This window comes from Streptomyces celluloflavus, assembly GCA_000720995.1.
Classification (GTDB): Bacteria; Actinomycetota; Actinomycetes; order Streptomycetales; family Streptomycetaceae; genus Streptomyces; species Streptomyces celluloflavus.
On the sequence record JOEL01000028.1, the window covers coordinates 68,040 to 79,985 of the forward strand.

Genomic DNA, 11,946 nt, shown 5'->3' on the forward strand with positions numbered 1-11,946 from the left:
ACGGTATATGTCTTTTGGCGACCGGGGCCGCTCACAGACCCCGGTCAGGTCCTGGTTATGTGCGCCGAACTCAGTCGGCGGTGGCGGGCACGGGAACGGCCGGGCCGCCGGCCGTCTTGCCGGTCCCGCAGTCCCCCGCGGGCGGCCGCTGCTCGCGCTGCTCGCGCAGCTCGGCGATGGCCGCCTCGAAGTCTTCGAGCGAGTCGAAGGCTTGGTACACGGATGCGAAGCGCAGGTACGCGACGAGGTCGAGTTCCCGCAGCGGGCCCAGTATGGCGAGCCCGACGTCATGGGTGGACAGCTCGGCGCTGCCGGTGGCGCGCACCGCCTCCTCGACCCGCTGGCCGAGCTTGGCGAGGGCGTCCTCGGTGACCGGACGGCCCTGGCACGCCTTGCGCACCCCCGCGATGACCTTGTTGCGGCTGAAGGGCTCGGTGACCCCGCTCCGCTTGATCACCATCAGTGATGCCGTCTCGATGGTCGTGAAACGGCGGGAGCAGTCGGGGCACTGGCGGCGCCTGCGGATCGAGGTGCCGTCGTCGGTGGTCCGACTGTCCACCACTCGGCTGTCCGAGTGCCTGCAGAAGGGGCAGTGCACGGCTCCACCCTCCTCACCTCGGATACGGGCGTACGCCATCGAACCCGGCGTACGGCTGAACTGCCTCCGGCCGGTCCGTACGGACCCTTCGGAGGAGTCACCAGCATAGGCGATCCCCGGAGCCTCGCAGGACCAGCACCACAACTTGTAGGCGACCAAACGCACCTAAGCACTAGATGTGGTGTCGGGGTGCGTATATCCGCCTACCGCGTGTCGCGACGGAGGCGGGCCGGGAGGTCGCCCATGAGGGTACGGGAAGCCACCCGGGCGGCGGGGCACAGGGGCGGGGATGACAGAATCGGCCACGATGTGGAGGCCCGCGCGGCCCGTGACGACGGCAATTGCGCGCCGGCGGTCCGGCCGGTAAACCCGGGCGGAAACGCATCCCAAAGGCCCGAAATGCCTTTTCGCTATACACCCGGCCACTTGATCGGGTCAGCCAATCAGCGAATTTTCACTCGAACGTGTGTTTGGCGCAACCTTTCGAAAGCAACTACCGTTGGCTAACTAGGGAGAACATTTCGAGAGGGGCCGACGTGACCACCACCGCAGACAGCGCGACCATCACCGCACAGAGCCACTCCCAGAGCCGATTCGAGCAGCCGCGGAAACCGCCGATGGACGACGCCACGTTGGACCCCGAAGAGCAGAAGCCCGCACGTTCGCTGCCGGGCCGGCCGCCAGGGATTCGGGCCGACAGTTCCGGACTCACCGACCGCCAGCGCAGGGTGATCGAAGTAATCCGGGATTCGGTCCAGCGGCGCGGCTATCCGCCATCGATGCGCGAGATCGGCCAGGCCGTGGGGCTGTCCAGCACCTCGTCCGTCGCCCATCAGCTCATGGCTCTGGAGCGCAAGGGCTTTCTGCGCCGCGATCCGCACCGCCCCCGGGCGTACGAGGTCCGCGGCTCCGACCAGACCACCAGCGCGGCCACGGAGACCGCCGGCAAGCCCGCGGCGTCCTACGTCCCGCTGGTCGGCCGGATCGCGGCCGGCGGCCCGATCCTCGCCGAGGAGTCGGTCGAGGATGTGTTCCCGCTCCCCCGCCAGCTGGTCGGCGACGGTGAGCTCTTCGTGCTGAAGGTCATCGGCGACTCCATGATCGAAGCCGCGATCTGCGACGGCGACTGGGTCACCGTCCGCCGCCAGCCGGTCGCCGAGAACGGCGACATCGTGGCCGCGATGCTGGACGGCGAGGCCACCGTCAAGCGCTTCAAGCGCGAGGACGGCCATGTGTGGCTGCTGCCGCACAACTCCGCGTACCAGCCGATCCCCGGCGATGAGGCGACCATCCTCGGCAAGGTGGTGGCAGTGCTGCGGCGGGTCTGACCCGCCCCTCACGACCGAGCCCCGGAACCACTGCGCCGGTTCCGGGGCTCTGTGCTGCGCTCCGCGGCCCGGCGCGGACACCCGCGCCCCCTACGACTCGGCCGCCTTCGCCGCCGCGTCGATCGCCGCGAGGGAGCGGCGGACCTGATTGCGGTCGGTGGTGTACCAGAAGTCCGGCATCGACTTGCGCAGGAACGCACCGTAGCGGGCCCGCTCCACCCGGGGGTCGAGGACGGCGACGACACCGCGGTCCCCGGTGGCGCGCACCAGACGGCCGGCGCCCTGGGCCATCAGCAGGGCCGCATGCGTCGCGGCGACCGCCATGAAACCGTTGCCGCCCGCCTGCTCCACGGCCTTCTGCCGGGCGCTCATCAGCGGATCGTCCGGGCGCGGGAACGGCACCCGGTCCATGACCACCAGCTGGCAGTTCGGCCCCGGCACATCGACGCCCTGCCAGAGCGACAGGGTGCCGAACAGGCACGTACGGGCGTCGGAGGCGAAGGTGCGGATCAGCTCACCGAGCGTCTCCTCCCCCTGGAGCAGAACCGGCATATCGAGCCGGCCGCGCATCGCCTCGGCCGCGGCCTGGGCACCGCGCATCGACGAGAACAGCCCGAGCGTGCGGCCGCCGGCCGCCTCGATCAGCTCCGCGAGCTCATCGAGCATGTCCGTGCGGCTGCCCTCGCGGCCCGGCTGCGCCAGGTGCTTGGCGACGTAGAGGATGCCCTGCTTGGCGTAGTCGAAGGGCGAGCCGACGTCCAGGCCCTTCCAGACCGGGATGTCGTCGCCCTGGGTGCCCTCCGGGGCGAGGCCGAGGGAGGCGCCCACGCCGTTGAAATCGCCGCCGAGCTTGAGGGTGGCGGAGGTCAGGACGACCGAGCGGTCCGCGAACAGCTTCTCCCGCAGCAGCCCGGAGACCGACAGCGGCGCGACCCGCAGGGAGGCGCCGAAGCGGTCGTGCCGCTCGTACCAGACCACGTCGTACTCGGAGCCGTTCGCGATGCGCTCGGCGACCGCGTGGACGTTCTCCACCGAGGCGAGGGCCTGCTTGCGGACGGCGTCCTCGTCCTGGACGGACTTGTCGCGGGTCGTGCCGAGCGCGCTGATCACCGTACGGGCCGCGTCGCGCAGCGCCATCAGGCAGTAGCCGAGGTCCTCGGGGAGCTCTTCCAGGCGGCCGGGCAGGGCCAGCTCCATCAGGCGCTCGAAGGACTCGGCGGCCGTCTGGAGCTGGTCGGCGGCCTTTTCGTTGACGAGCTTGGCGGCCCGCCGGACGGCGCGGTTGACCTGGCCCGGGGTGAGCTCGCCGGTGGCGGCGCCGGTGACCCGGGAGACCAGCTCATGGGCCTCGTCGATGATCAGCACTTCGTGCTGCGGGAGGACCGGGGCGCCCTCGATCGCGTCGATCGCGAGCAGCGCGTGGTTGGTGACGACGACATCGGCGAGCTTGGCCCGCTCCCGGGCGGCTTCGGCGAAGCACTCCGCGCCGTACGCGCATTTCGAGGCGCCCAGGCACTCCCGGGAGGCGACCGAGACCTGTCCCCAGGCCCGGTCGGAGACGCCGGGGGTCAGCGCGTCACGGTCGCCGGTCTCGGTCTCGTCCGCCCAGTCGCGCAGCCGCAGCAGGTCCTTGCCGAGCTTGCTGGTGGGCGTCGCCTGCTCGAACGGGTCGAAGAGGCCGTCCTCCTCTTCCTGCGGAACGCCTTCGTGCAGGCGGTGCAGGCAGAGGTAATTGGAGCGGCCCTTGAGCATGGCGAACTCGGGGCGGCGGCGCAGCTGCGGATGGAGCGCGTCGACCGTGCGCGGCAGATCGCGCTCGACGAGCTGACGCTGCAGCGCGAGCGTGGCCGTGGCGACGACTACACGCTCGCCATGGGCCAGCGCGGGCACCAGATAGCCGAGGGACTTTCCGGTGCCGGTGCCGGCCTGTACCAGCAGGTGGGACTGGTCGTCCACGGCCTCGGCGACGGCCTCGGCCATCGCCACCTGGCCGGGGCGCTCGGTGCCGCCTACGGCGGTGACGGCGGCATGGAGCAGATCGGGGAGGGAGGACTTTGTCATAGCACTGCAAGCCTACGCGGGACCACTGACAGCCGTCTCGCTCACAGGGCGTGCAGGGGGTTGGGGACGGTGCCGTGGACGGCGGCGTGCGGGCGGTCGTGCCGGTCGCGGTAGCCGTCGACGTGCAGCCGGTTGCGGTTCAGGCACAGCCGCTCGATGCGGGGGGTGAGCAGGTCGAAGGTCTCGTGCCGTTCCTTCAGGCGCGGGAAGCGCTCGTGGTGGCGCAGCACCTCCGCCCGTACGAGGGACCAGAACTCGGCCTCGGGGACGTCCAGTTGCTCCTCACAGAGCGGCGCCAGATAGCGGAAGACGCCGATGAACAGGCCGGCGTGGATGAACTGGGTGAGGAAGGCGGGCGGTTCGGTGAGCAGCACCGCCCGGACGTCGTCCGCCATCGAGTCGTGCTCGGGCAGCGGTACCGAGCTGGTGTTGACGTCGTCGACGAAGTCCTTGACCGCGAGCCGGGTGGGGATGTCGTGCTCGTCGAAGACGACGATGGCGTTCTCGCCGTGCGGGGAGAAGACCGTGCCGTACTGGTAGAGGAAGTGCAGCAGGGGCGGCAGCAGCGCGGCGAACAGCCGGCGGAGCCAGTGCCGCGGGGCCAGCCCGGAGCGGCGCACCAGCTCCGCGGTCAGGGCGCGGCCGCGCGGGTCGGTCTGGAGCAGCGCGGCGAGGGTGCGGGCGCGTTCGCCGGGGTCGAGGTAGCGGGTGATCGGCTCCCGCCAGATGCAGCCGAGCAGCTCCTTGAACTGGTACGGGACGCCGGGCAGCCGGTCGTAGAGGGGGTGCTCGACGGTGACGGAGGCGGTCTCGCCGAGCAGGATCACCCGGGTCTCGTCGCGCAGATACGGGTCGGCGTCGCGCAGGCCGTGCACCCAGCGGGTGACGGCGGGGGCGGCGAGGGTCCGCTCGGTGGGCAGACCGCGCCAGACGAGGGTGTTGAGGATGGACAGCGGCAGTTTGACCGAGCGGGCCTGCGGGCGGCTGATGTTGAGGAAGGTGCGGATCGACTGCTGGGCCAGTCTGAGGTCGTTGTCGGTGGGCAGCGCGATGAGGGAGCGGTCGGCGAGCTGCGGGGCGAAGAGCGGGGCGATGGTCTCGTCCCACTGCCAGGGGTGGACGGGAAGGTAGAGGTAGTCGCCGGGGTCGCGGCCCTCGGCGGCGACGGTGCGGGCGAAGGCGTCCTGGGTGGCGGGGCTGAGTTCCTCGCCGTAGAGGCGGTCGGGGGTGGCGAGGGCGGGGACGCCCCGGTAGTGGGCGAGGCCGTGGTGGGCGGCGAGCCAGGGCAGTCGCTGCGGGATGCGGGCTTCGGGGGCCCAGAGTGCCGCGTCGGCGGCGGAGAAGCCGAGCCGGCCCTTGTTCGCGACGAGCCAGGGGTGGCCGGTCTGGTGGCCTTCGAGGTCGGCGTAGTCCAGGTCGGCGAGGTCGGCGGCGCTGAGGGCGGTGGCGTCGAGGCGGGTGTCGGCGGCGAGGGTGGCGGTCAGCTCGCGGATGAGGTGGCCGGTGGTGTCGCCGGACAGGCCAAGGACGGTGTCGTGGGCGTGCGTGAGGAAGTGGAGGGGATCGCTGTGGGGGGTGATCGAGGCGGGGTCGACGCGCCAGTGTCCGTAGGCGCCGCGGCGGGCGCGGAAGCGGTAGGTCAGGTCGTCGGTGACCGGCAGCCGGTAGCGGGGGGTGCCGTCGGGGGCGGTGCCGTCGGGCTCGGGGGTGAGGACTTCCTCGTACGCGAGCTCCGCGAGGGTTTTGGCGAACAGGCGGCGCGCGGCGTGCTGCCAGGCGCGGTGCGAGGGCTGGGGCGCACAGGACAAGGTGGGACTCCTCGGAACGGGGCCGCCCCGGCAGGTGCGGGGGACAACGGGGGCGGCGGGACGGACGGGGAAGGGGTGGCGGGGCGGACAGCGGGGCGGGTGTCCAGGGGCGGTGTGGGTGCGGGGTCCGGTACGGAAGCGGGGCCGTCGATGGACGGCCCCGGGGTCACAGGAGGTGGCGGTGGGCGCGGTCGCGCACCATCAGGGCCGCGTGTTTGCCGGGCAGCTCGATCTCGTCGGCGTAGCGGAATCCCGCGCCCAGGAACGCCGCGACGGAGGCGGTGTTGCGCAGATCGGGCTCGGCGACGACGCGTCCGCAGCGCGGGCGGCGGTCCAGTACGAGATCCGCGGTGGCGCGCAGCAGCGTCGTGCCGAGGCCGCGGCCCCGGTCGCCGACGCCGCCGATCAGGAGGTGCACACCGGTGTCCTGCGGCCGGGCCGGGTAGTAGCGGGCCACCGGGTCCAGATCGGCGCGGTAGATCTCCCAGTAGCTCATGGGGATGTCAGCGAGCACCCCCAGGCAGGGCACGCTGCGCCCGTCGCCGGCGAGCTGGCGGCGCAGATGGGCGGCGGTGGTCTCCTGGGGGCCGGCCAGTTCCCAGAAGGCCGCGACGGCCGGGTCGTTCATCCAGCCGGAGATCCGGGCGAGGTCGCGGTCCAGGTGGACGGGGACGAGTTCGAACGGCCCGGCCGGGGTGTCGGCCGGGCCCCAGCCCGCCAGGTTGTCGAGGAGCGGTCCGGCGGCCGGGGCGTCGGGGGCCACCGGGGGCCGGTCCTTGGCGGCGGGCAGCAGGCCCCATTCGGGCGGGAGTTGCAGGTCGATGGTGTCGTCTGAGCTGGAAGTGAAGCCGGCGTCGGTGGCTGGCACGACGGCGCTCTCCTCTCGTGGCCCCGGGTGCCGCGGGGCCTGGTGGGTCGCGGGGCGGGGCCGGCGGGCTGGGGTGGGTCGGCCGGGCGCCGGGTGTCGCGCGGGCCCTGAGACGTGTGTCGTCACGGTGGCGTCGTTCGCCCCGAGGGCGGGTCGCGGTGTCCGGCATGGTGGCGGGCCGCCCCCGGCACCGGGTGTACCGGGGTGGTCCCGGCAACGCCGCGTGGGGGCACCTCCCGGCGGTAACCGGGAGAGGGCGCGGGCGCCACTGTGCCGGCACGCCCTAGGACGCCAGCGGGTTGGACAGGGTGACGTAGACGGACTGGGTGTCGACCGGGCCGACGAGTTCGTCCAGGCCGTGCAGCCGGGTGGCGAGGTTGGCCTTGCAGCGCAGGGTGCGGGCGGTGAGCAGGTGTTCCGGCAGCGGTGAGCGGTGGGCCCGGGGGGCGGTGGCCGCGTCGGCGAGGAAGCGGCGGAAGGCGGCGAGCAGGATCTCCTCGCGGGCCAGGCGCTGCGCGCCGAACGCCCCGATGAGGCCGAGGACGTTGTTGATGCCGAGGTAGTAGGCGAACCGCTCGTCGGTGACGTCGTCGGCGACGAAGGTGTCGCTGGTGGCGCCGATACCGGGCAGCCGCCGTTCCAGGTCCGTGCGCCGGGAGGCGCGGAAGTAGTAGCCCTGGTTGTCGCGGTAGCGGCCGCCGGCCGGCCAGCCGTCGGGGTCCAGCAGGACGAGGGTGTTCTGCTGGTGGGCCTCCAGGGCGACGCCGGCCGTGCCGTCGAGCCACAGCACGGGCCGGACGACCGCTTCGAGATAGCGCAGGAACCACTCGGTGGCGACGGCGCCCGCGGTGCGGCCGGTCCTGGCGCCGAGCGTGGTGACGAGAGCGGCGAGCCGCGAGCGCGTCCGGCCCCGGCCGGGCCTGGGCGAGGTGAGTCCGGCGATGCAGACGGCGTCGTCCGTGGTGGTGAAGGGGTTGTGGCGGATGACGACGTCCAGTCCCTGGACGGGCTCGCCGGCGGCGCCGTCGACGGCGAGATACGCCGGGTCGCGGATGATGTCGAAACCGGGATGGGCGGACTGCCAGCGTTCGGCGAGGCCGGTGCGGAGCAGCCGGTGGACCTCGACGCCGCGCTCCAGTTCCTTGCGGAGGTTCTCCCGGCGGGAGTTGGTGATGCGCACGCCCAGGGAGAGCTTGAGCATGGCGTCCGCGCCGGGGCGGTAGACGGTGCGGACGGAGGAGGTGGGGTGCCAGCGGGGTCCGTACGGACCCAGGTCGTGCAGCAGTCCGGCGTCGAGGAGGGCTGCGACGTCCGGGCGGGCGGCGAGTTCCCCGGCCTGCCAGGGGTGCAGCGGCAGCGGGACGGTTCCCACGGGGCACCGGAGGCCGTCCCCCGCGAGGCCGGCGGCGAGCCGTTCGGCCGGGACGGTCTTACCGCGTTCGGTCCAGGCGGAGTCGGCGGCGAGGACGGAGCGGTGCACGGCCATCCAGTGCAGCGGGAAGGCGCCGCGCAGTTCGGGCGAGTAGGCGCGCCGCTCGGCGTCCGAGAGGCCCTCGCGGCTCTTCGGTGTGGGGTGCAGCGGATGGCCGAGGAGGAGGGACTGCTCGGCTTCGAGGAAGAGCGCGCTGCGGTCGTCGTCGGGGCGGGCGCGCCGGTCGGCGAGGAAGACGGCGGTGTTCTGTACGGAGTTGGCGACCCTGCCGACGAGTTCGGCGCCGTCCCCGGCCGGGCCGGGGTGTGCGCGGCCGGGCGCCGCGCGGCGCCCGCCGCCGTACGCGGCCTCCCGGTGCAGCAGTGCGGCGAGGGTGACGGCGTCCAGCGGAGCCGCGTCGGCGGGGGCGCCTTCCAGGACGGGGGCGCCGAGGCGGTGCCAGCCGGTGGGTGACCAGTAGCGGACGGGGATGTGCAGGACGGTCGCGCTGGCGGGCAGCGGGAGGCGCAGCCGGCCGTCCGGCGGGCGGTGAGCGCCGCTCTCGCGGACCCAGCAGCGCAGCAGGTTCTCGGTGCCCGCGGCGTCGGCGGCGACGGCCGGGTCCGGGTGGTCCAGGGGGTCGGCGCCGCCGTCGCCGAGGAGGGCGCGGTCGTAGGGGCGCGGGGTGCCGGCCGTGCCCGCGGAGGGTGCGTGGCGCAGGTCGTCGGCGGTGTGCCGTTGCTGGCGCGGAACCGATTCGATCGTCCCCGCGCCCGGATGGTGGGCGAGGAGCCGCTCGGCGGCCTGGGTCCCGTCTGGGCCGGTGCGTTCGTTCATGGGGAGGTGCCTCGCATGGTCGTGGGGGGCGGGCCCGTCGGCGCGGGGGTGGTACGGACCGCCGCCGCGATGGCGTCGGTGAGGCGGTCGAGGATCGCGTCCGCCTGTTCGTCGGTGAGGGTCAGGGGTGGCAGCAGCCGGATGACGGCGCCGTGCCGGCCGCCCAGTCCGACGATGAGGCCGCGGTCCAGGCAGGCATCCCGGACGGCGGCGGCCAGCGCCGGGGCGGCGGGCCGGGCTCCGGTGGCGTCCGCCTCGGCCTCGGCATCGACCAGTTCGACGCCGAGCAGCAGCCCGCGGCCGCGGACGTCGCCGATGCAGGCGCAGGAGTCGGCGAGCCGGCCGAGGCGGGCGAGCATCCGGGCGCCGGTCTCCCCGGCGCGCCGGGCGAGCCCGTTCTCGCGGACGTGGGCGAGGGTGGCGGCGCCGGCCGCCATGGCGAGCTGGTTGCCGCGGAAGGCGCCGGCGGGGGCGCCGGGCCGCCGGACGTCGAGTTCCTCGCGGTGGACGATCACCGCGAGCGGCAGGCTGCCGCCGATCGCCTGCGACAGGACGAGCACATCGGGCACGATCCCGCTGTGCTCTACCGCCCAGAAGGTGCCGGTGCGCCCGACGCCGGTCTGGACCTCGTCCACGATCAGCGGGATGTGCCGGGCGGCGGTGATGTCCCGCATCCGCCGCAGCCAGCTGTCCGGCGCGGGGAGCACGCCGCCCTCGCCCTGGACGGGTTCGAGGATCATCCCGGCCGGCTGCGGCACCCCGTTCCCGGGGTCGTCCAGCAGATGCTCCGTCCAGCGCGCGGCGAGTTCGGCGCCGCGCTCACCGCCGGTCCCGAACGGGCAGCGGTAGTCGTACGGATAGGGCAGCCGGGTCGCTCCGGTGTGGCGCGCGCCCCCGGCGGCCGTCGCCGCGCCCTGCGGCATGCCGTGGTGCGCGCCGGAGAAGGCCAGCAGGCCGTCGTTGCCGGTCGCGGTGCGGACGAGGGTGAGGGCGGCCTCGACGGCGTCGGTGCCGGCCGGTCCGCAGAACTGGATGCGCCCCTTCTCCGCGAGTTCGCCCGGCAGGGTGGCGAAGAGTTCGGTGGTGAAGGCGTCCCTGACCGGCGTCGCCAGATCAAGGGCGTGCAGCGGCGCGCCGGAGTCCAGGACCCCGCGGATCGCTTCGAGCACCACCGGGTGGTTGTGCCCGAGGGCCAGGGAGCCGGCGCCGGAGAGGCAGTCGAGATAGCGCCGGCCGTCGGCGCCTTCGATGGTCAGGCCGCGGGCGCGCACGGGGACGATGGGCAGCGAGCGCGCGTAGGTACGGGCGGCGGACTCACGCAGGGACTGCCGGCGCAGGATCCCCTCGTGGGCCGGCGGGGCGGCCGCCGGCACGGATTCGGTCAACGCCACGGCAGTTGTGTCCTCCTGCTGGTGAGCTGCTGATGCCGCGCGGGCCGCTGCGGGCGGCCCGGCGCCCCCGTAGGTACCAACGACGGTGCCGACGGAGGATCACGGCCGGTGTCAAGATCCTTGCCGCGGCCGGAACCGGGGGCCCGCCTGGCACCGTCCCTCACGGCACCGGCATAGTGGGGGCCGCGCCGGGATCTTGACGTGCATGACAAAGATCGCGACGGCGCCGTTCCGCACAGGCTCAGATCGAATTTCTCAGGGGGAGCTCATCCATGCGATCCATACGTCGGCCGGTCCTGGCCGCTGCCGCCCTCACCGCCGTCGTGGCGATGACCGCGACCGCCTGCGGGCCGGAGGGCGGTGGCGCGGACGCCAAGCCGGGCCAGTCCGCGGCTCAGGACACCGGGGGTGAGTTCAAGATTCCGCAGGACATCCAGGACAAGCTCAAGGAACACGGCATCGACCTGGACAAGTGGAAGAACGGCGACTGGAAGAACTGGGACAAGGACAAGTGGCTCCGGGAGGCCGGGGAGTTCATCAACCCGATCATCAAGAACTTCTGGAACCCGGACAAGATCGAGAAGGTCAAGCCTCCGCAGGATCCCAGCAAGACCGAGGACGTCTCGCAGGACCAGGGCAAGACCGATCCCGAGCCGGCGGCGGTGGCGGCGAAGCCCGTCCGGACTCCGTACACCTCGACCGCGCCCGGTGTCGGGCTGCTGCTGTTCAGCACTCCCCAGGGCGAGTCGCGCTGTTCGGCCACCGTCGTCAAGGACCCGGCGCACCCCGGTAAGTCCAACCTCGTGTGGACCGCGGCGCACTGTGTGCACGCCGGCAAGAGCGGCGGCTGGTACCGCAACATGGTGTTCGTGCCGAACTTCAACCGGAACGGCGCGTCGGCCGCCAAGATGAAGACCACGCCGTTCGAGGACCGCGTGCCGTCGGGCAAGTGGTGGGCGGACGACATGGCGACGTCCAACCAGTGGATCAAGGCCGGCGGCGCGGTGCCGGGGGTGCCGATGGCTCCGTACGACTTCGCGCTGATGCATGTGAAGCCCGAGGAGAACACCGGCGGCAAGTCGCTGGAGGAGGTGGCCGGCGGCGCGTACGAGGTCAGCTTCAACGCGCCGGCGATCGGCAAGATCCCGAGCCTGACCGCGCAGGGCTATCCGGCCGAGGCCCCGTTCGACGGTGCGGTGCAGGAGCAGTGCACCGACAAGCCGACCCGGCTGTCGCGCGACGCGCAGCTGCCGACCATGTACCGGATCGGCTGCACGATGACGGGTGGCTCCTCCGGTGGCCCCTGGTTCGTCAAGGGCGCGGACGGCGAGCCGGTCCTGGTCTCCAACATGTCGATGGGGCCGCGCCCGGCCCGCTGGTCGGCGGGTCCGCACCTGGGCCCCGAGGCCAAGTCGATGTTCTCCGCGATGAGCAACAAGTGGGCCGCCAAGCAGTAGGACGGTGACGGGGCGGTGCCGCCCGCGGCACGCCGGAGCACCGCGCGAAGGCCCGCCGTACGACGGAGGCCCGCCCCCGGAGGAACTCGGCGGTTTCTAGGGGTCGTCGCAACACGTGGTTGTGTTGATCAGGTCGCGAGCAGTTTATGCAGGCGCTCGGCTGGGGTTTGCCAGCCGAGCGTTTTGC

At 72.9% G+C, this 11,946-nt stretch carries 8 protein-coding genes; 2 read left to right on the top strand and 6 right to left on the bottom strand.

All coding sequences use genetic code 11. The features are described from left to right. Window positions 1-70 precede the first annotated feature (70 nt). Window positions 71-598 carry a transcriptional regulator NrdR gene (gene nrdR, locus IH09_RS23490; protein ID WP_052859443.1) on the bottom strand — a complete coding sequence of 176 codons (528 nt, stop codon included), beginning with the start codon at window positions 596-598 and terminating at the stop codon, window positions 71-73. A 536-nt stretch (window positions 599-1,134) separates the two neighbouring features. Here nrdR and lexA point away from each other — a divergent pair. Further along, entirely contained in the window at window positions 1,135-1,926 is a 792-nt protein-coding gene (gene lexA, locus IH09_RS23495) for a transcriptional repressor LexA (RefSeq protein ID WP_052859444.1), read from the top strand. A gap of 90 nt (window positions 1,927-2,016) precedes the next feature. On the opposite strand, the gene IH09_RS23500 is transcribed toward lexA, so the two are convergent. From IH09_RS23500 to IH09_RS23520, 5 genes are all read right to left on the bottom strand, one after another. Further along, a complete protein-coding gene (locus IH09_RS23500) occupies window positions 2,017-3,987 on the bottom strand; it encodes an ATP-dependent DNA helicase (RefSeq protein WP_052859445.1) in 1,971 nt (656 codons plus the stop codon). A gap of 41 nt (window positions 3,988-4,028) precedes the next feature. After that, the gene (locus tag IH09_RS23505) at window positions 4,029-5,795 is read right to left on the bottom strand and encodes an IucA/IucC family protein (RefSeq protein ID WP_052859446.1); all 1,767 of its coding nucleotides are present in this window, start codon (window positions 5,793-5,795) and stop codon (window positions 4,029-4,031) included. Window positions 5,796-5,961: 166 nt separating this feature from the next. Next, a complete protein-coding gene (locus IH09_RS23510) occupies window positions 5,962-6,663 on the bottom strand; it encodes a GNAT family N-acetyltransferase (RefSeq protein ID WP_052859447.1) in 702 nt (233 codons plus the stop codon). 283 nt (window positions 6,664-6,946) lie between these two features. After that, on the bottom strand, window positions 6,947-8,911 hold the full coding sequence (locus tag IH09_RS23515) for an IucA/IucC family protein (RefSeq protein WP_052859448.1): 1,965 nt from the start codon (window positions 8,909-8,911) through the stop codon (window positions 6,947-6,949). Continuing rightward, window positions 8,908-10,302, bottom strand: a complete 1,395-nt coding sequence (locus IH09_RS23520; protein ID WP_052859449.1) for a diaminobutyrate--2-oxoglutarate transaminase family protein — start codon at window positions 10,300-10,302, stop codon at window positions 8,908-8,910. Before IH09_RS23520 ends, IH09_RS23515 begins: the two co-directional genes overlap by 4 nt. 272 nt (window positions 10,303-10,574) lie before the next feature. Here IH09_RS23520 and IH09_RS23525 point away from each other — a divergent pair, with 272 nt between their 5' ends. After that, on the top strand, window positions 10,575-11,759 hold the full coding sequence (locus tag IH09_RS23525) for a trypsin-like serine peptidase (RefSeq protein WP_052859450.1): 1,185 nt from the start codon (window positions 10,575-10,577) through the stop codon (window positions 11,757-11,759). Window positions 11,760-11,946 lie beyond the last annotated feature (187 nt).

Excerpts from the sequence above, each read along its gene's own strand:
- IH09_RS23500 (WP_052859445.1), bottom strand. The coding sequence starts at position 3,987 with ATGACAAAGTCCTCCCTCCCCGATCTGCTCCATGCCGCCGTCACCGCC.
- IH09_RS23515 (WP_052859448.1), bottom strand. The coding sequence starts at position 8,911 with ATGAACGAACGCACCGGCCCAGACGGGACCCAGGCCGCCGAGCGGCTC.
- IH09_RS23525 (WP_052859450.1), top strand. The coding sequence starts at position 10,575 with ATGCGATCCATACGTCGGCCGGTCCTGGCCGCTGCCGCCCTCACCGCC.